Genomic DNA, 24,022 nt, shown 5'->3' on the forward strand with positions numbered 1-24,022 from the left:
GCAGCATTTCGCTGCTTTTTTATATTTAGGCAAGACAGAACCCATATAGTGTGATCGTTCCAAAAAAATAGGCGATAACGCAGTATCAATGTCAAACGCGCTCTGCCGTCAGGGGTCTTCCTAAAGGCGATTAAATCGCCCCTAGAGAGAACAAATTTTAATCTACAAAGGTCAACACGCCCTAAATAAAACGCTTGATAATAAAATCAACTTTTACACGTTTTGCCTGACCTAATAGTTTTTTAACCGGTGCTGGGTAATCATCCATCGTTTCTAAATCTTGCGGACCTGTTAAGCGGCGGCAATGTGTCAAAATAGCTTGTTTTTCATTCTCTATTTGCTTAAGGATATGCTGTTTAGGGTCGTCGATTAAAATACCATTTTCAATATCTAAGCCCCATGCACGTGGGTTTAAATTATGCCCACTAAGCAAGTGTAAACGTTTATCAGAACAAATTCCTTTTAAGTGGAAAGAGTTACTTTCATGCTTCCAAAGATAGACATTCAAATTGCCGTTACTGATATGTCGTTTCTGAGACTTTAAAAACTTATATAAAATCGTTTCGTATAAATATGGTAATGCACCAATTTTACTAAACGGCTCACTTGGTGGCAGATAAAAATCATTCGCGGTTTTATCTCCTACGACAATAGTCACTTGCTTGCCTTGTTTTAATAAACGTCGTAATGACCGCATTAAAGGTGCAGGAAAGTTAAAGTAAGGGGTATAGAGGACAAGCTCTTGTTCTGTGGTATCAAATAACGATTTGATTAAACGATTCAGCTTATTGCTACGGCGCCCTAAACCTAAGAACAATCGGACACCAAGCTCACCAGCACTTGCTTCTGCGGCGCTTGCGTAACTTGCCGATTTAAGGTCGCGCATCAATTGCTTCTGCGCGACTTTAATATCGTTAAATTTTACGAGTGGGCGCATATCAATGCGTGGTACCGCAACAGAACTTAAAAGATGAGTTTCAATAAATTCGATGACCGAATTGCATAATCCAGCTTGATGAACTAAAAAATAGCGATCTAAACGATAACGCTCATCTTGCTGAAGGTACACATTATTTAAGCTTGCACCGCTGTATAATAATGTATCGTCAATTACAAAGCCTTTTAAATGCAGAACCCCGAAAAGCTCTTTTGCCTTTACAGGTACACCATAAACTTCCACATTTGACTGATACTGCTCTTGAAAATCACAATACATGCTGGCATTGCCATCAGATTTAGCTGCTCCAATCAAACCACGTTGGGCACGATGGAAATCAACCAACACTTTTACTTCTAAATCAGGATTAGTAAGTGATGCCTGATGTAACGCAGTTAATATTTCGCGCCCCGCTTCATCGTCTTGAAGATACAATGCGGTAATATAAATCCTGTTTTTTGCTGAACCAATTAAACGCAATAGTTCAGTGCGATACTCTTTTGCATTGGTTAAGACTTGTACGTCTTGTGTAGTCAGCCCAAAAGCGGGCTTTTCCTGCCAAAATACCATAATTGCCTGTTCGTTTAGTTAGCTCATAGCACGAGCTAATATCAAAATTAGCTAAAACATATCAAAAAATTATTGCTTGGTCATGAATTACCGTACTTTGAAGGCATAACAATTGGCAATTAGACCATTTTGTGAGCAAAAAGAGCTATTTAAATTATAATAAGTAAGGATTATTTGACAGCTTAGCGATTTGACTAAAAAAATAATCAGGGCTTTTGTTTACATCCGCCTTGTTTTTCTTAGAATCGGGCGCATAGACATCGTATTGAAACGTTTTTAGGAAAAAACATGAGTGACGCAAAACACTGTAAACTATTAATCTTAGGTTCTGGCCCTGCGGGCTACACAGCAGCGGTATACGCAGCACGAGCTAACCTAAACCCTGTCCTTATCACTGGTATTCAACAAGGTGGTCAGTTGACTACGACGACTGAAGTTGAAAACTGGCCAGGCGATGCACACGGCTTAACGGGTCCTGCATTAATGGATCGTATGAAAGAGCATGCTGAACGTTTCGAAACTGAGATTGTCTTTGATCATATCAACAAAGTTGATGTATCAAAACGCCCTTTCACTTTAACTGGTGACTCTGGCACATATACTTGTGATGCATTAATTATCGCGACAGGCGCATCTGCTAAATACTTAGGTTTAGAATCAGAAACTAACTTCCAAGGTCGTGGTGTTTCTGCTTGTGCAACCTGTGATGGTTTCTTCTACCGCGGTCAAAAAGTAGCGGTTGTAGGTGGTGGTAACACAGCTGTTGAAGAAGCGCTTTATTTATCAAACATTGCTGATGAGGTTCACGTTATTCACCGTCGTGATAGCTTCCGCAGTGAAAAGATCTTAGCTGATCGTTTAAAAGAAAAAGCAGAAAACGGTAACGTTGTTTTACATTACAACCGCACTTTAGATGAAGTGCTTGGCGATGAAATGGGCGTAACTGGCATTCGTATTAAAGCAACTGATTCTGAAGAAACAGAAAATCTAGATCTTGCGGGTGTATTCATTGCAATTGGCCATAAGCCAAATACTGACATGTTTGAAGGTCAGCTAGAAATGAAAGACGGCTATTTAGTAGTTCAGTCGGGCTTAAACGGCAACGCAACGCAAACAAGCGTACCAGGTGTATTTGCTGCAGGTGACGTGTCAGATCACATTTACCGTCAAGCAATCACATCAGCAGGTACTGGCTGTATGGCTGCGCTTGATGCTGAACGTTTCTTAGATAACCTATAAATTAGTTGATCTAAAACACTAATTACTGGGGCTGTTGCAAAAACAGCCCCTTTTTTATAACTAAAATTTTGTTAAAATTAGAACAAATAACAACGATAACGCTGATATGATCAAGCAACTTTACCAACTCTCGCCCGAGACAGTTGATTTTCCAGATCCAGAATTAGCCCTTGATGAGCCTGATGGCCTGTTGGCGATTGGGGGTGACCTATCAGTCGAGCGTATCCAAAGAGCCTACAATACAGGTGTTTTCCCTTGGTTTAGTGATTATGAACCCATTATGTGGTGGTCGCCTAGTATGCGCGGTATCCTTGAGCTCGATGAATTTCATGTTAGCCGCAGTTTAAAAAAGTATTTAAAGCGTTTTCCTGTGCGTGTCACTGTTAATCACGCATTTGCGCACGTTATCAATGCTTGTCGTGAACAGCGTATCGATGCAGAAGGAACTTGGATCACTGAGCAAATGATGCATGCCTATATCGAAGCACACCATCAAGGTATCGCTCATAGCCTTGAAATTTGGCATGAAGATAAAATAGTTGCTGGCCTGTATGGCATCATGCAAAACGGTATATTTTGTGGTGAATCAATGTTTCATGAAGTCAGTAATGGTTCGAAACTGGCAATGTGGGCATTAGTTAATTGGCTTAAGAAACACCAAGCTCATTTTATTGATTGCCAATTAGAAAACCCTTATTTAATCACTTTAGGTGCAAAAGTTATCCCACGCAGGGAATTTTTAACTAGACTTAAATTAGCGCACAGTTTTGTGCCTAAAAGACATATGTGGCAACCACAAGAGTTGATTAATATTTATGACTGAGCACTTACCCGCTAGGCTTGGTTTAAGCCAGCAATTTGATTGCAGCTATTTACCAGACCGTCAGGAGCAACTACTTGTTATTCTTGACCCAAGTTGTTATTGCCCTGATAAATTTGAGCAATTATTAGCATTGGGATTTAGGCGCAGTGGTGACCAAATATACCGTCCTCATTGCCCTGTTTGTAATGCTTGCAACTCAGTACGCGTATTAGCCCAGCAATTTACTCCATCTAAATCACAAAAACGTAAACTAAACAAAGCAAAAAAAATATTTACTGTAAGCTACAGTGATTATGAACGGGCTGAGTACTACCCGTTATATTGCAAGTATATCACGCAAAGACACCAAGATGGTTCTATGTTTCCACCTGATCAAAATCAGTACGAAAGCTTTTTGTTTTGCCAATGGCTACCTGTAATTTTTATAGAGTTACGGGATGATGATAAGTTAGTTGGCGTTGCTGTGACCGACTGTATGAGCAACTCAGTCTCTGCGATTTATACATTTTTTGATCCTGATTATGAGCAGTACAGTATTGGTAGCATCATGATCATGGAGCAAATTAAATTTGCAAAACAACAAGCAAAACAATTCGTCTATTTGGGTTACCAAATCGACGAATGCAATAAAATGAAATATAAAACCCAATTTTTGCCTGCACAAAAGCACATTGGCGATCAGTGGTTGGCGATTTAATTTACAAAAATGAGCCCTGTAGCTTTACTTATTGCAGTATTTTCGGCAAAATCTGCAGCGTTTAACTATTAAAGAGGTGTTACGCTAAACATGGCGAAAGAAGACGTAATCGAAATGCAAGGTACGGTCCTTGATACTTTACCAAATACAATGTTCCGAGTTGAGCTAGAAAATGGTCACGTTGTTGTGGCTCATATCTCTGGTAAAATGCGAAAAAACTACATCCGCATCTTAACTGGCGACAAAGTAACCGTAGAAATGACTCCTTACGATTTATCGAAAGGTCGCATCGTATTCCGTGCTCGCTAAGTTAGTGCGTTAACGAGAGATTTAGCTTTTTGCTGCTTTGAATGAGCAGGTGTGTTTATTACAAAGAGCTAAAAGCGTTTGTTAAATGGTGTTAAAACTAACTTAGTTTTAATTCCATTTAATAAACAAAAAGCCCAGCATTAGCTGGGCTTTTTGTTTGTACTTAACTTATTAGGCTAAGCAGTTTCTAGGTTGGTCTCAAAATCAAAATGAATTTTTTTATCTTTGACCGATACCTTAACCGAACCACCATCAGCTAGCTCACCAAACAAAATTGCATTTGCTAGAGGCTTTTTAAGCTCATCTTGAATAACACGGGCCATTGGACGCGCGCCCATAGCTTTATCATAGCCTTTGTCAGCCAACCACTCTCTTGCTTTTGAAGTTAGCTCAAGATTAACTGATTTCTTATCAAGTTGTGCTTGCAATTCGACAATAAACTTATCAACCACTTGCAAAATAACTTCTTTTTCAAGGTGATTAAACCAAATAATGTTATCTAAACGGTTTCTAAATTCAGGTGAAAACACTTTATTGATTTCAGTCATTGCATCGTGAGAGTGATCTTGCTCAGTGAAACCAATCGACTTACGGACTGTTTCCTGAACACCTGCATTGGTTGTCATCACTACAACCACATTTCTGAAATCGGCTTTACGGCCATTATTGTCTGTCAGTGTTCCATGATCCATTACTTGCAACAGAATATTATAAATATCTGAGTGCGCTTTTTCTATCTCATCCAATAGTACAACTGCATGTGGGTTTTTGATCACAGCTTCAGTAAGTAAACCACCTTGTTCAAAACCAACATAACCTGGAGGTGCGCCGATTAGTCGACTTACCGCATGCCTTTCAACATATTCAGACATATCAAAGCGAATAAACTCAACACCCATACACTTAGCAAGCTGTTTAGTAACTTCTGTTTTACCAACCCCTGTTGGGCCAGCGAACAAGAATGAACCAACCGGTTTATCTTCGTTTGCAAGACCAGAACGCGATAAACGTATTGCCGAAGTGAGCGCATCGATTGACTGATCTTGACCAAACACCAGCATCTTCAGGTTGCGGTCAAGGTTTTTCAGTGTTTCTTTATCACTTGAAGAAACGCTTTGTTGTGGAATACGAGCCATTTTTGACACAATTAGTTCAATATCAGCCACACCAATGGTTTTCTTACGCTTCGATACAGGCTGTAGACGCTGATTAGCTCCTGCTTCATCGATGACATCAATTGCCTTATCAGGTAGGTGACGTTCATTAATGTATTTAGCACTCAGTTCTGCTGCGGCTTTTAAAGCTTTTTGTGTATAACGAATACCGTGATGTTCTTCATAACGCTCTTTTAAGCCGTTAAGAATTTTAGTGGTATCAGCAACACTTGGTTCAAGCACATCAATTTTTTGGAATCGACGAACTAAAGCACGGTCTTTTTCAAAGATGTTCTTAAACTCGTTGTAAGTTGTCGACCCCATGCAGCGTAGCTTACCACTTGAAAGTAGTGGCTTGATTAAGTTTGATGCATCCATTACGCCACCCGATGCCGCACCGGCACCAATAATGGTATGAATTTCATCAATGAATAAAATTGAACCTGGTTTAGCTTGTAACTCTTTTAATAGTGATTTAAAGCGTTTTTCAAAATCACCACGATATTTGGTCCCCGCTAATAATGCACCCATGTCCAGTGAGTAAACTACTGCATCAGCAATCACTTCAGGTACTTCCTTGTTCACAATACGATAAGCAAGGCCTTCAGCAATCGCTGTTTTACCCACCCCAGCTTCACCAACCAATAGTGGATTATTTTTCTTACGGCGACATAAAACTTGCACCGTACGTTCAACTTCGTTGTCACGACCCACTAAAGGATCAATATTGCCATCAATAGCTTGCTGATTCAGGTTAGTGGTAAAGTTTTCAAGCTTAGTCGGTTCTTCACCTTGTACTTCTTGTACTTCATCATGAATATCATCATGGTCTTCACCACCGATATCATCATCTGCTTTAGAAATACCATGTGAAATAAAGTTAACAATATCTAAACGATTAATGTCTGATTTTTTGAGTAAATAAACTGCTTGGCTTTCCTGCTCGGAAAAAATTGCAACCAGCACGTTAACACCAGTTACTTCGTTTTTCCCTGATGATTGCACGTGAAATACAGCGCGTTGTAATACACGCTGAAAACCTAACGTCGGTTGTGTTTCTCTGTCTTCTTCAAGATCAGGAATCACCGGTGTTGTTTCATCAATAAAATCTGATAACTCAACTTTTAATGCGCTCATATCAACGCCACAGGCGTTTAACGCTTCTCCAGCAGAAGGGTTATCGAGCAGTGCAAGTAAAAGATGCTCGACGGTCATAAATTCATGACGACGTGTTCTCGCTTCGCGAAACGCCGCATTCAAGGTTAGTTCTAAGTCTTTGTTTAGCATTGGCAACCCCTTACTGAGATAATATTTATATACCGTTGTGACGGGCTAATTGATCACCCACCTTGGTATTTATTCCTGCTCACAACTACAAAGCAGTGGATGCTCGTTGTCTCGTGCGTAACGATTGACTTGTTCAACTTTGGTATGAGCTACATCAGCGCTGTACACACCGCATATCGCTTTACCATTATGATGAACTTGAAGCATCACATCTGTTGCTCTATCGCTATCCATATTAAAAAACGTCATTAGTACTTCTATCACAAAGTCCATAGGCGTGTAATCGTCATTATTTAAAATGACTTTATATTTTCGCGGTGGTTGCAATTTTTGCTTTTCACTATCGCGAACTGTTTCAATAACACCAGAATCTTTCATGCCACTCATAATTAAATATAGTCTTGTCTTTAGAACTCAAGCAAACTTGAATAAAAAAATAAATAAATTGTTAAAAAATAGTCTAAAACACTTGACTGACTGGCTAAATAAACTACAGTCAAATATAGATTGATTAATCATTAGTCAGTCTAGCAAATTACACGGTTTAGAATAACTAAATTAGTCAACTTATAGAAGGATGTAGAAGTATGGCTTGTGGAAAAGTCAAATGGTTCAATAATGCCAAAGGTTTTGGCTTCATCGTAGAAGACGGCAGCGAGACTGATATATTCGCTCATTACTCAACGATTGTAATGGACGGTTATAAAACACTTAAAGCTGGTCAAGATGTAACATTCGAATTGCAACAAGGTCCAAAAGGGTTACACGCAACGAATATTGCGCCTAACGATGAAATCTCCTAGGTAAAACCTATTCGAGTATCAAGCGAGAGACCTTGTTAAGTTCCTCGCTTACTCTTCTGCTCTAAATATATCCTTACACTTCTCTTGAAATTACATTTCTTAACCCCAATTGTTTAATTGTTATTAGCCCTTTAGAGCCAAGCTTGTTACACTCTTGTTGCTTAAATTTAGCTTTTTCGTCATTTTGACGTAAGGCTTTTGGCTAATTTCATAATTTGCTTATTTAAGCTATAAGAATTTTACAGTCTGTCAGCTGTGGTTATTTTAATACTTTGTATTGAGTTGCAACAGCTAACAGACTGCTTGCTGTTGTTTTATCAAGGCACTTAATTTTAAGCTTGGTATTTCAAAGCTATCTATTGCATTGTTGAATATGGCTAATTAAGGGTTACTGTTAGCAGTCATTACCAAACATTACGCCAACTATCTAGGAATGATGATGACATCAAAAATTATCTATACTAAAACAGATGAAGCGCCAGCTCTTGCGACGTATTCATTGTTACCAATCATCCAAGCGTACACTAACGCTGCTGGTGTTGAAGTTGAAACTCGCGATATTTCATTAGCGGGTCGTGTAATTGCAAACTTCCCTGAGTACTTAACTGAAGATCAACGTATTGATGATGCACTTGCTGAATTAGGTGAAATGGCAAAAACACCTGAAGCTAACATTATCAAACTACCTAATATCAGTGCTTCTATCCCTCAGCTACGTGCAGTAATCAAAGAGTTACAAGAAAAAGGTTACGCGTTACCAGACTACCCATCTGAGCCAAAAACTGATGAAGAAAAGAAAGTTAAAGCAACTTACGACAAAATCAAAGGCTCTGCTGTAAACCCTGTACTTCGTGAAGGTAACTCTGACCGTCGTGCACCTAGTTCAGTTAAAGAGTATGCTCGTAACAACCCACATTCAATGGGTGCATGGAGCAAAGATTCTCAATCTTACGTTGCAAGCATGGAAGAAGGTGACTTCTTCGGTTCTGAGAAATCAATCACTGTTGCAGAAGCTACTGACGTACGTATCGAGCATGTTGCACAAAATGGTGACATCACAGTGCTTAAAGCAAGCACACCATTACTGGCTGGTGAAGTAATTGACGCTTCATGCATGAGCGCAGCTAAGCTTCAAGCTTTCCTTGCTAAAGAAATTCAAACAGCAAAAGACAAAGGCGTGTTGTTCTCATTACACATGAAAGCAACTATGATGAAAGTGTCTGACCCAATCATCTTCGGTCACGCTGTAAAAGTTTTCTTCAAAGACGTATTCACAAAACACGCTGATCTTTTCAAAGAGCTAGATGTTGACGTAAACAACGGCTTCGGCGATGTATTCTCAAAAATCGAAAGCCTAGATGCAGCTAAAAAAGCTGAAATTGAAGCAGATATCCAAGCGGTTTATGAAAACAACCCTGCTATCGCTATGGTTGATTCTGATCGTGGAATTACTAACCTTCACGTGCCAAGTGATGTGATCATCGATGCATCAATGCCTGCTGCAATTCGTTCTAGCGGTCAAATGTGGAATAGCGAAGGTAAATTACAAGACACAAGCTTTGTAATTCCAGATCGTTGTTACGCTGGTGTTTACCAAGCAACTATCGATTTCTGTAAGGAAAACGGTGCATTCGATCCAACAACAATGGGTAGCGTACCTAACGTTGGTCTTATGGCACAAAAAGCTGAAGAATACGGTTCACATGACAAAACGTTTGAAGTAGCTGCTGCAGGTACTATCCGTGTTGTTGATACTGCTGGTACAACTTTACTAGAGCATGCTGTTGAGCAAGGCGATATCTGGCGTATGTGTCAGGTAAAAGACGCGCCAATCCAAGATTGGGTTAAGCTTGCTGTTAACCGCGCTCGCGCAACTAACACACCGGCAGTTTTCTGGTTAGACGAAAATCGTGCACACGATGCTGAGTTAATCAAAAAAGTAAACACGTATCTACCACAACATGATACTGATGGTCTTGAGATCCATATCTTAGCGCCGGTTGAAGCGACTAAATTCTCTTTAGATCGTATCAAAGAAGGTAAAGATACTATTTCAGTAACTGGTAACGTTTTACGAGACTACCTAACTGACTTATTCCCAATTCTTGAACTTGGTACAAGTGCTAAAATGCTTTCAATCGTACCACTTATGAATGGTGGCGGTTTATTCGAAACTGGTGCAGGTGGTTCAGCGCCTAAGCACGTTCAACAATTCGAAAAAGAAAATCACTTACGTTGGGATTCTTTAGGTGAGTTCTTAGCCCTTGCTGCTTCTTTAGAGCATTTAGCGGTTAATACAGATAACAAGAAAGCACAAGTGCTTGCTGACACACTTGATAAAGCAACAGGCACATTCTTAGCTGAAAACAAATCACCTTCACGTAAAGTGAAAGAGATTGATAACCGTGGTTCGCACTTCTTCCTTTCATTATTCTGGGCACAAGAACTTGCTGCACAAAATGATGATGCGGAATTAAAAGCACAGTTCACACAAATTGCTGCTGATCTTGAGTCTCAAAAAGACCAAATCGTTAATGAATTAAACGATGCACAAGGTCCAGCTATGAGTGTAGGTGGTTATTACCAACCTAATGATGAGCTAGCATTTAAAGCAATGCGTCCAAGTTCAACATTCAATGACATTCTAGCTAAGCTTGTTTAATTATTTAAATTTTATTTATCTAGTAAACTAGCTATAAGAGAGTTATCTCAAAGCGCTTATTCGCGAAAGAGATAACTCTTTTTTTTGCTCTCGTGACTAACGAACCTGTTAGGTTTTCACTAATTTGATTGCTTTTCAGAGCGGTCATTCTCATTAAAACACCACTTGAATAAAACTGTTTTCACACATTGGTAGTCTATTGGTTTAGCAATAAAATCACTCATTCCCGCTGCAAAACATCGCTGCTTATCCGCCTCAAGCACATTGGCTGTTAATGCAATAATGGGCGTATCTTCATAAGCGGGGATTTTTCTAATCAATACGGTAGCTTGAGGGCCATCAAGTACAGGCATCTGCATATCCATAAAAATAATATCAAAGTTGTTTTGCTGACTATTTTCCTTACATAGCGCTACGGCCTGCTCACCATCCCCTGCTATTTTTATAGTTCTTATCCCGAACTCATTCAACATGGCTTCGATAACGACCTGGTTAATATCATTGTCTTCGACTACAAGTACATTAAGTGATGAAAAGTCTGCCTGTTCCTCTTCGGTTTCTTGTTTATTTGCGGCTTCAAACTCAGACTGCTCAAAAACCTGTGTTGTTTTTAACTCAAAATAAAAGTGAGAGCCCTGCCCTAAATCACTTTCTACATGCAAAGGAGCATCCATCAAATTTAGTAATTTACTTGATATAGCCAATCCAAGGCCTGTGCCACCGAAGCGCCGTGTAATTGACGTATCAGCTTGCGAAAACGCTTCAAAAAGCTTGCTGAGATTTTCTTTCGCGATGCCAATTCCCGTATCAACCACAGAGAATTTGATCTTTAGATTGTCGCTCTGACCTCGATTAATTCTTATATCAAGCGAAACACTTCCTTTTTCGGTAAATTTAATCGCATTCCCTAATAGATTTATTAGCACTTGTTTTAAACGGGTTTCATCGGCAAAGAAAATACAATCTTGCTGTGCTTCGGCAATAGAGATATTGAAGTTAATATGTTTATTTTGAGCTTGCTCTTTAAATAAGTGCATAAGCTCATCTAGCATAGAGTTTAAATGCACTGGTATCGATTCTAGCTCAATCTTAGAAGCTTCAATCTTACTAATATCTAAAATATCATTGATGATCACTAATAAACCAGACCCTGAGGATTGAATGATATTTAGCATCTTCACTTGCTCAGGTGTTAACGTGGTGCGCCTCAATTGACGTGCCATCCCGAGAATACCATTCATAGGAGTGCGAATTTCATGACTCATGTTCGCAAGGAATTCTGATTTTACTTTCGTTGTATGCTCTGCTGTTGTTTTTGCCTCTGTAAGGTCTTGGCTCAATATACGGAATCTATCAGCGGCAGTTGCAAGCACACCAATTTCGTCTTTACGATTTAAATCATAAATAGGAGCAGATAAGTCACCTCCTAAAAAGTGTTGAAAGCTAATCGTTAAACGCTTTATTGAGTGAGTTATTTGTAGGTGGAAAAATGCAGCTAGCCCGATGATATAAATCAGTATACCTATAGAAAGAAAACGAAGTGTTTGATCTGCCTTTATTACTATATCTTGCGCTTCTCTTTTTATTTTTTGTAATCGAGTCAATGATTGCTCGCGCAACTTATCTGCGAGCGTACTGAATTCAATTGCATCTCCAGCCATAACAACATTTACTAAACTCAAGTAATTTCTATTAGCTTGTACTCCCTTGGAAAATACTTCTTGATACGCTGTAGCCAGTTCACTACTTTTAATATATTTAGTATTTGATAGTCTATTATTTGATAAGATAGTAAGCGCTTTATTAACCGCTGCTCTTTTTGAGAAATCTTTTTTCGCAAGAAACAATGAGGCATCTCGATGTAACTCATGCCAAACGTTCAGCTGCTCTGAGATAGCTAACTTTTCTTCGCTTGAAGCAGTGTTTAATTTAAGGGTGTTTAGATAATTAATGGCTTGGAAATAAATATTAGGAAGTTTGTCGTCGGTAAGCTCTTTTTTTATCTCATAACGTTTAGCAAGCACACTCAAATTATCGCCATACCTGGTTATAAGCTGTGTCATCGAGTCTAGGTAAACTTGGTTTTCAAGTTCGTCACTTTTTAAATCGACACTCTCTAAGCGTACTTTTATACTTTTAAAGTTTTCTATTATTTTACTGAATACTGTTTTGCTTCCTGAAACCCCATAAACCGAGATATCTCGCTGAATTTCAACAATATCCTTGTTGATGCGCAAAATCCCAACTGCATAGTTACTAATACGGCTTATATCGTTAATAGAAGCTTCAATGCTTTGTAGTCGTTTACTCAGAACAATGTAACTCGCTCCCATTGCAAGTAAAACTAGCGTCAACGCTAATAACACCTTGGCCGCTAATGACCGAGAAATAAATGTCAGCAAAGTACTTCCTTATGAATTTAGTAATTCATACCATTTATCTAAACTGTAATCATAATTAGGCATAACCGTATTCCATACTGCTATGTTCGAAAAGCGCTTAATGTAGCTACCTCCATCACGTACCTGACCAGCTTGAACCGAAATTTTTCCGTCTGTTCCTCGTAAATCAGTGGATGCTTCTTGCCCTTCGTACCAATATTGCCATTCAGGCTTTGACATCAGTGGCTTGCTGCGCTCAGGGTTAGAAATGTAATACCCTTGCCTTGCGATAAACGCTCCCGGATAGCCCGACAGCCACCAATTCATGTACTCATAGGCAGCATCTTTAACATACCCTTGGGTATTGGCAGATAAACACATTACCCCATGCCATGCACGATAGCCTTCTTTGGGGGAAGCATAAACAACTGGAATACCTTGGCCTTTACATGCACTAACACCTGGCGAAAACATGCTTTGAATAGTGACTCGTTTCATTTTCATGAAGTCGACAGATTGCGGCACCGAAGTCCAAAATCCAGCAAAGTGACCTTCTCGTTTCTTATGTTGCAAGATAGCGAACAACTGATCAATCTCACTAATGCTCATATTACCCATATCTTTAAACGTCATCAGGCCTTGCGCTTGGGCAGCCAATGCCGCATCAAAAATACCAATAGTTGGTGCATTTACTAGCGCTACTTTGCCTTTATTCTTTTCGTCGAGTAACCAAGACCATGACTCTGTTTCGTATGGGGTACCCTTTTCTATGAACTGTGTGTTGTAACCAAAGGAATCAACGTTATGCACATAAGGCATGAAACTAATTGCATTAGTTGGTGTAGTTGAAAGCGTGCCATCTGCTTGTACATAAAGCAGTTTATTAGGTGAATCACCAGCACCTAATTTAGCGTCAGGAGCAATTTTTCCTGTTTTAGAAAGAGGGTTAATTTCATGCCAATACCTTAACCGCTCAGTTTCTATAGGTTGAATAGCGCCAGCTTGCCATAAAATGTTAATTGAATCTGACCATTGCTCGTATAAATCAAAGCTACTTGGATCTGCAGCCGCTTTTTGCAACACAGCTGCACTGCCCATTGGCGTAAACTCAATATTAATACCCAGCTCAAGCATGGCTTTTTGCCTAAGTTCTTCTTGTAACGTAACATGGGTGCCCATCACTCTAATAGTAGGAGTGCTTTTAGCGAATACATAGGGGACTTTGAAAGCAAGTGTTGATGCAACAGCACCAACCCCTAACGTTTTAAGAAAATCTCGGCGGTTATCAGAGTGGTCCATTTAGCATTCCCAATATGTTAAACCCGTTAAAAGTATAGGTTAAATTTGGAAATTACCTAAAGTAAGTATAAGAAAATACTCAATGCGGTTGAATCATAAGCCAACCACAGTTAGCTAGATTAAAAAATGTTCTTTTGCACTCGCAATTGCTTGTTCAATGGCCGTGTTTTTAACTGGCTTAGAAACAAATAAATCCATTCCTGCTTCTTTACAGGCAGCTTTATCATCCGCAGAGGTATTTGCAGTCAAAGCAATGATAAAAGTTTTATCTATCGGGCATATTTTTTCATTTCTCAAAACCCGTGTTGCTTCAATACCGTCCATTTCAGGCATAACACAATCCATAAAAATCAAGTTGTAGTTATTTTGTTTGCACTTATTTACCGCATCAATTCCATCGCAAGCATAATCAGCAGTCAAGCCCAACTTCTCTAAATGAGCTTTCAACACGAAGCGATTAATTTGGTTGTCATCAACAACTAATATCGATAAAGGCAAGGTTGAAAAGTCGATATCACTGGCATGTAGCGTATCATGTGATTGTGGCTGCCCAAGCTTTAGAGGTAATTGAATATCAAAGCAACTACCTTTTAGATATTCGCTGCTGACCTTTATCGTGCCACCCATGTAGTCAATGAGCTCTTTTACAATAGCAAGACCTAGGCCTGTTCCGCCTTTATTACGATCTTTATCTTGCTCTTGGGTAAAAGGCGAAAACAGTGATTTCATAAAGGTTTCAGTCATACCAATGCCTGTATCGCTGACTCGCATATTTAAGATCACATCGCCATTTTGCGGTTTAGCCGATACGTTTAGTTTAATAGTACCTTGCTCAGTAAACTTTAATGCATTGCTAAGTAAGTTAGACAAAATTTGAGTGATACGAGTATTATCGCAATAAGTCCAACATTCATCACTAATATCAATATCGACCTCAAAATTAAGATTCTTTTCTTGATATAAAGGTAAATATAACGACGCTAAATCAACAAAAATTGTTTTTAATAAAAAGTGACTAGGCTCTAATTTGAGTTCACCATGATTTATCTTAGAAAAGTCGAGTACTTCGTTAATGATGTTTAACAAAATATCAGCACTTCGCAGTGCAACTTTGAGTTTTTCTTCACGTTTTTGCTCTGACTTTTCATATAGAAGTGTCGTAAGCATGCCTACAATACCATTGAGCGGCGTGCGCAATTCATGACTAATTTTGGCCAGCAAGATGCTGCGCTCTTCAAGTGTTCGCAGTGCATCAGCTTTTTGCTTTTTGAGCTCTTCGCGCAGCAATACTTCTTTAGTAATATCCTGAAATGTCCCGATTAATCGAACGCACTGGTTGTTCTCAAATTCTGCTTCACCATAGGTTGACACCCAAACAATATTACCTTTAGCCGTAACCAATTCAATTTCAAGATTCCAATCCTTTCCTAGCTCAACCGCTTCTTTAACAACTTGTTGTATTGCATTACGACTTTCGCCTTCTTTATAAAACTTAATAGCAGTTTCGAGGTTAGGTGCATAATCAGCAGGAACCTCATGGATGGCTTTAGTTTGTTTACTCCAGTACAGCTTATTTTCTAGCAGGTCGAACTCCCAAGAACCTATACGAGCAACTTCTTCAACTTGCGCTAACATATAGTTCTTTTTTAATAACCGTTCAGACGATGCATTACGTGCCAGTTCATTGCCTAGCCACTGAGCAAATAGCTCAACATAATCATGTGATTCTTCATTGAACGGTTTTGATGCATTAGGTGCTGAGAAATTAACGGTACCAAATACTTTTTTGCCAACAAAAATAGGGGCGCCAATGTATGATTCTAGTTGAAAATTGACATAACAAGGGTGCTCTGCAATAGGGCTTTTTGAAGCGTGATGAAATGAGAGCGCCTTATTGGCTTCAAGGGTATGAGCACAATAAGTTCCCGAGACATCAAATTGCGTACCAACAGCAATCGCATTATCAGGAGTAAGAGCATGAATGACCGTATAAACCTGACCATCTACCCGACTCACAATAGCAAACTCAAGATTAAAAACGTCTAAACCAAACTTTAACAGCTTGGTTACTTTGTTTGAAAAATCAATTTCTTGGTTGGATACTATATCGTGAAATTGGCGCAGAAAGTTCACAGTCACTCCTTGTTACTTAAAACTACATATTGTCAAAACAGCATATCAATAATTTATTGAGTGTTCACTTAAAAAGAGGTAAACAGCCTAAACTTGCCAAATACGTTATAAAATATCATTAAAATGACTATTTTTATTGATAAACTGGCAAAACTCTATGCTTAGTCAATACTTTATTATTAAAGTTAGTAATTGTAGGCACTTACCATTTCAATGTCACTTAGAGCCAAATTCACCCTTTTACTGTCAACTGTTTTATTAGTGATAGTAGCTAATACCTTTATCATCTATTTATTAGATAAAGAGGGTCAGGCTAAGCTTGAAACAGTGATCCGCACTCATGATGTACTTGATGAGTCAGAAAAGCTTTACAAGCAACTCATAAACGCTGAAACAGGTCAACGAGGCTATTTATTAACACAAGACATCAGTTATTTAACGCCCTATTACTCTGCTCTTGATCAAGTAAAAGAACATTTTCTAAACATCAATAAGCTCACCATAAACAACCCAGAGCAAAAGAATACACTTGCATTAATTGATGAACTAATAAGTAAAAAGCTAGCTGAGTTGGCATTAACTGTTGAACTTGTTTTGCAGGGCACACCCTCTGCGCTTGAGAGAGCAAAAGTCGTTGTGTTAACTAATAAAGGTAAGCAGTTTATGGATCAAATCCGCACGCAGATTGAACTATTTCAAGATACGGCACGAGCAAAACTAGAACAACAAGATGCTGAATACCAAGAATCCAAAATTTTTATTACGCGTTTCGTCACTATGCAAATTCCACTAGCCATTATCTTATTATTGTTTTGCGCCTTTTATATAAATTCTAAGCTTTTAAAACCCCTAAAACTATTAATACACATTACCAAACAGGTTGAAAAAGGCGAAAAGCCGAAAGCTTTAACAATTGATATCCACGATGAAATAGGCTACTTGATAAAACGCTTTGTACGCATGAGTGACATTGTTTATGAACGAACGAGAAAATTAAACTTTCAGGCAAGTCACGATCACCTAACAGGAGTTTTAAACCGTACAGAATTAAAACCAGCATTAAAGCATGCTATCAACCTTTGCTCCGAAAAAAATAAGCTTGCGGTTATATTCATTGATATAGATAAGTTTAAACAACTTAATGATGAATATGGTCATCTAATCGGTGATCAAATACTAATAGAAACCGCAAAACGCATTACTTCATCTGTTAGAGCCGATGATGATGTATATCGCTATGGAGGAGATGAATTTGTTATTGTTACGCATAATATAGCCAAAAGCAGATTTATTGATGCAATGATTGATCATCTATTGGAGTGCTTCAATCATCCTTTTATGCTGGAACAACACACAATAAATATTTCTATTAGTATTGGGGTAGCCTTAGCCCCAGATCATAGTACAGAGTATAAGCAACTACTCGAACTCGCTGACCTGGCGATGTACAAATCTAAAAGACACCCTAAAAAGAGTTATCACATTTATCAAGAAGGTGAAAAAAAAGAGTAATCTAAATTACTGCTTTATCCGTATAAATTTGCAAAAACACTCATCAGAATGTATAAAAAATACACAGCACTTTCATTAAGGTAGCACTATGCATATTTTTTTAACCGGTGGAACAGGCCTTATTGGTAGACATTTGTGCCCTTTCTTATTAAACCACCATAAAGTCACTGTACTTACTCGCAACCCAATTCAAGCAGCCGTAATCCTGACTCATCAAGTGCATACTGTGAAGTCACTAGATGAAGTTAATTTTGAAGAAATTGATGCCATCATCAACTTAGCTGGTGAACCTATCGTTAATAAACGTTGGAGCGAGTCTCAAAAGCAAACTTTACTTAATAGTCGAATTAATCTTACTTTACAGATCTCTAAAGCAATTAGCCGATGTGAATCTCCACCCCATACATTTATTTCAGGCAGTGCTATTGGTTTTTATGGACGACAAGATAATCAGCCGATTGATGAGAGCTTCAATGATATTTACCCTGAATTTAGTCACGTTCTTTGTCGAGACTGGGAGCATGCAGCTACGAAAGCACATTCTGATAAAACCCGGGTGTGCTTACTTCGTACTGGTATCGTGTTAGCTAAGCAAGGTGGTGCACTTGGTAAAATGCTTCCTGCCTTTAAGTTTGGCTTAGGTGGGCCATTAGGCCATGGAAAGCAAGGAATGTCATGGATTCATATTGATGACATGATCCAACTAATCCTTTTTGTTCTCTCACATCAAAATATCCATGGGCCAATAAACGCGACTGCACCTAACCCTGTTGATAATAATGAATTTAGCCAGACATTAGCTAATGTCATTTCGCGTCCGGCTATGTTGCGTATGCCTAGTTGGGTGTTAAAAATGATGATGGGTGAAATGTCTGATCTACTGCTTTACGGTCAATTTGTGCTCCCTAATAAGCTACTAAGCCATAATTATCGATTCCACTACCCGACATTAAAACCAGCATTAGAAAGTCTAAAAATATAATTACTATGTCTAGGTTGATTAGAGGTAACTAATACATAATAATTAACTTGATATTAGTCGAGTGATTATTCAGGGAAAATCATGATGCAATTACCCACCATAATCAGCATTTCAATTTTATTGAATGTGATTATTGGGGCTTTCTTACTGTCTTTATACTTTCTAAGGCAACAATCAAGCTATTTATACTGGGGAAGCTCGTGTCTAATTTTTGTATGCGCACAAATTACAGCCTCTCTACGAGCTATTATTGACTTTCCTTTAATTACGCACTATCTGGCCGATTTACTAATTATTGCAGCACCATTATCAGCAATATTAGGAATTCATGCTTATTGCCAGTCTGACAAAAAATACCAAAGTGCATGTGCATTCGTGCTAGTTTCATCTTCTGCCATATTACTTCCTCTTTATAATCTGCCAATAAGTCAGTTGCTCACAACGGCCATCATTGCCGTATGCTTTGGTTATGCTGCTTACGCGCTTAAAGAGCTACATGTGAAGCGCATTATGCATTTAGCATTACTCAAGGTATGCTTTGTAATTCATTCTTTAATCATGGCTATACAGTTTTTGCTGCTACTTTCTGATTATCTAGGTTTGTTAAACATAGACTTAAACCAAATAATAGCTGTTATTCTGATAAGTCATATCATTATCACTACCCTAACAGCCATGATTTGGCCACTAATAATGTTTCTAGAATCTGAGCAAACATTGAGTGACCTTGCTAATCGCGATCCATTAACTGATTTATTAAACCGCCGGTCATTTATAACTATTAGTAACAATTATTTAGAAAAAGCAAATAGCAGCCTTACAGAACTCTGTGCTTTGATGATTGATATCGACTTCTTTAAAAGAGTAAATGACCTACATGGTCACGAAACAGGTGATGAAGCACTCAAATGGGTTGCGAACAAGATTAAAAGCCAGCTTCGTGAACACGACTTAGTTGCTAGAATAGGTGGTGAAGAGTTTGCAGTAATACTACCCAATACCAGTCAAGTTAAGGGTGAAACTCTATCTGAAAGAATTCGCTTAGCCATCCACAACGATAGCTTTCACCATAACAACCAAGAAATTAATCTGTCTATTAGCATTGGTATAATCACCCACAAGTCGGGTACTAATAATGTAAATGAACTACTTGCAAAGGCCGATAAAGGTTTATACAAAGCTAAATTAAATGGCCGAAACCAAGTTGTGACAATGGCATTTTAATGGTGCCTTTTTTCTAGCTGAACATTAATGCTCCCATTTAGCTGACTCAGCTCATTATTTACCCACTCTTTGTCTAAGCATTGCTCTAAATTTAACTCGGCAAATTTTAAAAAATTTCGCGCAGCATGCGACAAATGGCGATCGGTTCGCACCACAAAATACCAATGACTCGCTAAGTTCACATCTTGCACATTTAGCATACAAAAGCTGCTATCGTGTGGTGGTAAGACATGACGAGACACGACTCCCAGACCCATGCCAGAGCCGACAGCAACACGAATAGCTTCATTACTTGCCATTTGCACTGTATTACTTAATACAACCCCCCGACTTTGTAGCTCGCTTTCAAACAGCATTCGCGTGGCAGAGCCCTGCTCTCGAAGTAAAAATCGTTCTGATATTAAATCGTGCAATGTAACGTAGTTTTTACTTACAAGCGGGTGATTAGTTGGCGCAATAAATACCAATGGATTTTGTAAAAACCGGCCAGCCTTGGCGTGCTCTAATGATGGGGGATGACTAAATACATAGATATCATCTTCGCCTCTTTCAAATCGAGCAAGCACCTCAGCACGATTACCAATTTCAAGCGGCAGCTCAACATGAGGGTGTAAGTTACTATAAGGACCTAATAATTTCGGCAAAATATATTGTGCAGTATTCACAATTGCAATTTTACAGCGACCGCGCTCACCACCTCTGAGCTCAGCTAAGTAATCTTGATAATCATCAAAATGGCCAAACACCTGCTGACAAGTTTGAAATAACGCGAAGCCAGCTTCAGTAACATGAAGACGCTGCTGGTTAACCATCACTAAAGGTTCATTAACGGTTTCTTGTAGGCGCTTAATTTGTTGCGATACAGTCGGTTGAGTTAAATGTAATTGCCTTGCTGTCTCACTAATTGAGCGTGTTTTTACTACGCACATAAACACTTCAAGTAAACGAAAAGAAATATGTCTCAAGTCCATTAACAAACACCTATAGATAATTACCTATAGAATATTATCATTTATTTAATTATTTACTATGTGAATTTTTAATTAGAATAGCGTCGCTTTTAACCTAGAGGAGAACAAAGTGCCTGATATTGTTGTAATGTTTTTTGTTTTAGGACTCACAGCTGGATTACTTCGCTCTGACCTAAAGATCCCGCAAGCGACCTATGAAACCCTTAGCCTATTGTTAATGCTCACCATTGGTTTAAAAGGTGGTATGGTGCTGCATGGCAATTTGCATTGGCAACTTTTACCTGAAATGGGTGCCGTTTTACTACTTGGCGGTTTGATCCCACTAATGCTTTACCCTGTTTTAAACAAACTGCTTAATTTATCTGTTGCTAATAGTGCAAGTATCGCAGCACATTATGGTTCAGTAAGTGCAGGTACATTTGCGGTCGCTTTAGCTTATGCCGAATCTAACTCGTTAAATGTTGGTGCGGAAGTCACTCTTTATTTAGTAATGCTTGAATTACCAGCGATCATCGTTGGCTTATTACTATACCGTCGCCTTGGGAATGGCTCTGGGCAAAACCTCTCGCTCAAAGCGCTTTGGCATGAAACACTGACGAACAAAAGCGTGATACTCCTTGTTGGTGGTGTAATTATCGGCATGATGTACGGTACACAGCAAGGTAGCCAAGTAACAAGCCTTTTAACAAACAGTTTTAAAGTTGTTCTGGCATTATTCCTACTGGAAATGGGTTTAATGGCTGCGCAAACACTGCGCCCTATTCCATGGCATCACTGGCGTTTAGCATTATTCGCACTTATAACACCTAACCTATTAGGAGCCATTGGCGTCTGTGTTGGTACAGCTCTACAACTGGAATTAGGCTCTGTAGTGATATTGGCAAGCCTTGTTGCAAGCGCTTCTTATATTGCAGCTCCTGCGGCTATTAAAGCAGCTATTCCAGATGCAGACATAGGTTTAGCCATGTTATGTTCCTTAGGGATCACCTTTCCTTTCAATGTATTACTTGGAATTGGTATGTATCATCAAATAGCATTATTCATGAGTTAAAAATTTAACTCACTATCACTTTATGCATGAGATTTTTTTAAAAGTCGTTTAATATAAATAAAAAAGCAGTGCAAGGACATGCTATGTTCAATCAAACGCTCAGCGCCGAGCAACAGCATGTAAGTGATATTTTTATGCGCTTATGTAAGCTTTGTGAGGTGCAAAACAATGCTGAGTTAGAGCAACATTTATCGTTAACGCCTGGTTTTTGTGTGCAAAGTATCGAACTTGCTTCAGTGCCTTATCAATTGATTGATAAAATGGCTAAAGCTACGCAAGTTAGCTTTGATTCATTACTTAATGGTTACGAACATAAAACGCTCGCGCTCGATGGACCACTATTAGAAGCAGTTAGTAGCGGTATTATCAAGAGCATAAAAAAGCTATCTATAGCTGGGTTAATTAAGGGTGATAATCAAACTCAAGAAGCACTTAGTCAACTTGCAGAAATTCAGCTTGAACAAATAGAAAAAGAGCTAAAAATACAAAGCCAGGTTAAATAACCTGGCTTTTTAATTAATTCTTACCTTTGTACATTTTGTCGTAAATGTCGGAAATGTTGTTTTTCTCATCATAGTATCGCTGTAACTCTCCAAGCGATAACTCCTTTAGGCTTTCACTATCAAAACCCATTGGCTCTACCAATTTAAAATGAGCTGCTGTTGGAGAATTTTCAATTAAAGCCGCAACCTCATTTTTTAATTCTTCAGCTTTATTAAATAGTTTAATTGCTTTGCTAATATCTGTTTCGTGCTCGGCTTGCAACGTGCACCAAACCACCTCAACAGACTTTGACCTGATTTGATCTTCAAAGATATTCTTGCGCGCAATCAACCATGTACTTGCAATCAGCAAGATGGCTAAAACAGCAATGGCTATATAAATTAGTTCAAGCATTACGATCCCTCGGTAAACTAAATGTTACTATACACCCAAACTTGGTCCGTAATACATCAGGAAAAAGCATTATAAATGATAGTACAAGGCTGATATACAACACAATAAAGCTGTAAACATAATGTATCTGGGCAAATTCTTGCTGCAAATCCAGAACAACAAATTTCACCCAAATTAAAGAGTGGAATGCACTCAAGATCATGAACAGCTTAACTACAGCGAAAAAAAGTTTGGAAAAAACAAAACTAAAAACTAGGTGGGCCTTGTACATCAAAAAGAGAGTAACGAGGTTTATAATGGTAACAACAAGATAAATATTTTGTGCACTTGCTGCCGAACTATGATTGCTGACGTATGCTAATACATATTCCATTAGCAAAGCCGTAATCAAATAATTTGCACAAACAAAAGAAATGGTTACGAAATTACTAAAAAGCTCTTTATTAGCTAAGGCTTTTCTCAGTGAGTTTATCAGAGCGATAATAAAAGCTGTTGCAATTACAGCTTGAGAGGAAAAAGCTGTTGTGTATGGTTGAATTACCATCCACTTTTCATACAGGTTTTCAAAAAATTCCACTTGGTCTAACCGTTTTTTAGATTCTATGCTAAACCCTAAAAGGAAAAAAAACCAGCTTAAAGCTGGCTTCTTTAGATTAAATTAATTTTCTTTTTTCTTTGGATTCAAGATGATGATACCACCAGTATTATTTATAGTTTTCTTTTTTGGGTTTAGGATAATGATGCCACCAGTATTTTTAATTTGCTCAACTGAGTTGGTTGAAGCTGGTGCTGCGTCGAATGCTAAAGTAGATAGTAATAAAGCTGATAAAGTCATTTTTTTGTTCCTTCATTGTTAAAGATAGTTTTCGCTAGCAAATACCGAGCCACTAAAATACAAATAAGGTAAAAACTAACGACTAGGCTCTATATAAGCATAAAATTAGGCTTTTAGGCCATTTTTTATACTAACCATGTATTTAAAACATACACTGAACAGCCTCGACACCTTTAGCCCTATAATCTAACAAGCCTCTATGCCATAATTCTGTTAATTCAAAAAATAAGTCAAAGCGGCCCGACGCTTAGCAAGG

Annotated in this window: 21 protein-coding genes; 11 read left to right on the forward strand and 10 right to left on the reverse strand. The window is 38.5% G+C overall.

Annotation, left to right across the window (positions count from 1 at the left end):
* Window positions 1-181: 181 nt before the first annotated feature.
* Window positions 182-1,507, reverse strand: coding sequence for a CDP-diacylglycerol--serine O-phosphatidyltransferase (gene pssA, locus HYD28_11650; GenBank protein QLE09553.1), 1,326 nt, complete (start codon window positions 1,505-1,507; stop codon window positions 182-184).
* A 288-nt stretch (window positions 1,508-1,795) separates the two neighbouring features.
* Between pssA and trxB the strand changes: the two genes are divergently transcribed.
* From trxB to infA, 4 genes are all read left to right on the forward strand, one after another.
* Complete coding sequence (gene trxB, locus HYD28_11655; protein QLE09554.1) at window positions 1,796-2,746, forward strand: thioredoxin-disulfide reductase; 951 nt, start codon at window positions 1,796-1,798, stop codon at window positions 2,744-2,746.
* Between the two features lie 106 nt (window positions 2,747-2,852).
* Window positions 2,853-3,569, forward strand: coding sequence for a leucyl/phenylalanyl-tRNA--protein transferase (gene aat, locus HYD28_11660; protein QLE09555.1), 717 nt, complete (start codon window positions 2,853-2,855; stop codon window positions 3,567-3,569).
* Window positions 3,562-4,266 (forward strand): arginyltransferase, encoded by a 705-nt coding sequence (locus HYD28_11665; GenBank protein ID QLE09556.1) that lies wholly within the window; start codon window positions 3,562-3,564, stop codon window positions 4,264-4,266. Before aat ends, HYD28_11665 begins: the two co-directional genes overlap by 8 nt.
* A 90-nt stretch (window positions 4,267-4,356) precedes the next feature.
* Complete coding sequence (gene infA, locus HYD28_11670) at window positions 4,357-4,575, forward strand: translation initiation factor IF-1 (protein ID QLE09557.1); 219 nt, start codon at window positions 4,357-4,359, stop codon at window positions 4,573-4,575.
* A 176-nt stretch (window positions 4,576-4,751) separates the two neighbouring features.
* Here the strand turns inward: infA and clpA are convergent, their stop codons facing one another.
* Together clpA and clpS are read right to left on the reverse strand one after the other, a co-directional pair.
* Window positions 4,752-7,016 (reverse strand): ATP-dependent Clp protease ATP-binding subunit ClpA, encoded by a 2,265-nt coding sequence (gene clpA, locus HYD28_11675; GenBank protein ID QLE09558.1) that lies wholly within the window; start codon window positions 7,014-7,016, stop codon window positions 4,752-4,754.
* A 69-nt stretch (window positions 7,017-7,085) separates the two neighbouring features.
* On the reverse strand, window positions 7,086-7,394 hold the full coding sequence (gene clpS, locus HYD28_11680) for an ATP-dependent Clp protease adapter ClpS (protein QLE09559.1): 309 nt from the start codon (window positions 7,392-7,394) through the stop codon (window positions 7,086-7,088).
* 209 nt (window positions 7,395-7,603) lie between these two features.
* On the opposite strand from clpS, the gene cspD reads away from it, so the two are divergent.
* Both cspD and HYD28_11690 read left to right on the forward strand, forming a co-directional pair.
* On the forward strand, window positions 7,604-7,819 hold the full coding sequence (gene cspD / locus HYD28_11685) for a cold shock domain-containing protein CspD (GenBank protein QLE09560.1): 216 nt from the start codon (window positions 7,604-7,606) through the stop codon (window positions 7,817-7,819).
* 439 nt (window positions 7,820-8,258) lie between these two features.
* Complete coding sequence (locus HYD28_11690; protein ID QLE09561.1) at window positions 8,259-10,481, forward strand: NADP-dependent isocitrate dehydrogenase; 2,223 nt, start codon at window positions 8,259-8,261, stop codon at window positions 10,479-10,481.
* A gap of 119 nt (window positions 10,482-10,600) precedes the next feature.
* On the opposite strand, the gene HYD28_11695 is transcribed toward HYD28_11690, so the two are convergent.
* From HYD28_11695 to HYD28_11705, 3 genes are all read right to left on the reverse strand, one after another.
* A complete protein-coding gene (locus tag HYD28_11695; GenBank protein ID QLE09562.1) occupies window positions 10,601-12,835 on the reverse strand; it encodes a response regulator in 2,235 nt (744 codons plus the stop codon).
* A 57-nt stretch (window positions 12,836-12,892) separates the two neighbouring features.
* Window positions 12,893-14,161 (reverse strand): extracellular solute-binding protein, encoded by a 1,269-nt coding sequence (locus tag HYD28_11700; GenBank protein ID QLE09563.1) that lies wholly within the window; start codon window positions 14,159-14,161, stop codon window positions 12,893-12,895.
* Window positions 14,162-14,275: 114 nt separating this feature from the next.
* Window positions 14,276-16,294 carry a response regulator gene (locus HYD28_11705; protein ID QLE09564.1) on the reverse strand — a complete coding sequence of 673 codons (2,019 nt, stop codon included), beginning with the start codon at window positions 16,292-16,294 and terminating at the stop codon, window positions 14,276-14,278.
* A 213-nt stretch (window positions 16,295-16,507) separates the two neighbouring features.
* Here HYD28_11705 and HYD28_11710 point away from each other — a divergent pair, with 213 nt between their 5' ends.
* The 3 genes from HYD28_11710 to HYD28_11720 all read left to right on the forward strand — a co-directional run bounded on the left by HYD28_11710 (window position 16,508) and on the right by HYD28_11720 (window position 20,012).
* Window positions 16,508-17,806 carry a diguanylate cyclase gene (locus HYD28_11710; GenBank protein QLE09565.1) on the forward strand — a complete coding sequence of 433 codons (1,299 nt, stop codon included), beginning with the start codon at window positions 16,508-16,510 and terminating at the stop codon, window positions 17,804-17,806.
* 88 nt (window positions 17,807-17,894) lie between these two features.
* On the forward strand, window positions 17,895-18,788 hold the full coding sequence (locus HYD28_11715; protein ID QLE09566.1) for a TIGR01777 family protein: 894 nt from the start codon (window positions 17,895-17,897) through the stop codon (window positions 18,786-18,788).
* 81 nt (window positions 18,789-18,869) lie between these two features.
* Complete coding sequence (locus HYD28_11720; protein ID QLE09567.1) at window positions 18,870-20,012, forward strand: GGDEF domain-containing protein; 1,143 nt, start codon at window positions 18,870-18,872, stop codon at window positions 20,010-20,012.
* Here HYD28_11720 and HYD28_11725 read toward each other — a convergent pair.
* The gene (locus HYD28_11725; protein QLE09568.1) at window positions 20,009-20,983 is read right to left on the reverse strand and encodes a LysR family transcriptional regulator; all 975 of its coding nucleotides are present in this window, start codon (window positions 20,981-20,983) and stop codon (window positions 20,009-20,011) included. The genes HYD28_11720 and HYD28_11725 overlap by 4 nt on opposite strands.
* Window positions 20,984-21,092: 109 nt before the next feature.
* On the opposite strand from HYD28_11725, the gene HYD28_11730 reads away from it, so the two are divergent.
* Together HYD28_11730 and HYD28_11735 are read left to right on the forward strand one after the other, a co-directional pair.
* Complete coding sequence (locus HYD28_11730; GenBank protein QLE09569.1) at window positions 21,093-22,034, forward strand: sodium-dependent bicarbonate transport family permease; 942 nt, start codon at window positions 21,093-21,095, stop codon at window positions 22,032-22,034.
* An 83-nt stretch (window positions 22,035-22,117) separates the two neighbouring features.
* The gene (locus HYD28_11735) at window positions 22,118-22,537 is read left to right on the forward strand and encodes a hypothetical protein (protein QLE09570.1); all 420 of its coding nucleotides are present in this window, start codon (window positions 22,118-22,120) and stop codon (window positions 22,535-22,537) included.
* A gap of 13 nt (window positions 22,538-22,550) precedes the next feature.
* On the opposite strand, the gene HYD28_11740 is transcribed toward HYD28_11735, so the two are convergent.
* From HYD28_11740 to HYD28_11750, 3 genes are all read right to left on the reverse strand, one after another.
* Complete coding sequence (locus HYD28_11740; GenBank protein QLE09571.1) at window positions 22,551-22,931, reverse strand: hypothetical protein; 381 nt, start codon at window positions 22,929-22,931, stop codon at window positions 22,551-22,553.
* Window positions 22,924-23,508 (reverse strand): hypothetical protein, encoded by a 585-nt coding sequence (locus tag HYD28_11745; GenBank protein ID QLE09572.1) that lies wholly within the window; start codon window positions 23,506-23,508, stop codon window positions 22,924-22,926. Before HYD28_11745 ends, HYD28_11740 begins: the two co-directional genes overlap by 8 nt.
* A gap of 81 nt (window positions 23,509-23,589) precedes the next feature.
* The gene (locus HYD28_11750) at window positions 23,590-23,766 is read right to left on the reverse strand and encodes a hypothetical protein (GenBank protein ID QLE09573.1); all 177 of its coding nucleotides are present in this window, start codon (window positions 23,764-23,766) and stop codon (window positions 23,590-23,592) included.
* Between the last annotated feature and the right edge of the window lie 256 nt (window positions 23,767-24,022).

The organism is Pseudoalteromonas shioyasakiensis (genome assembly GCA_013391845.1).
Taxonomy (GTDB): domain Bacteria; phylum Pseudomonadota; class Gammaproteobacteria; order Enterobacterales; family Alteromonadaceae; genus Pseudoalteromonas; species Pseudoalteromonas apostichopi.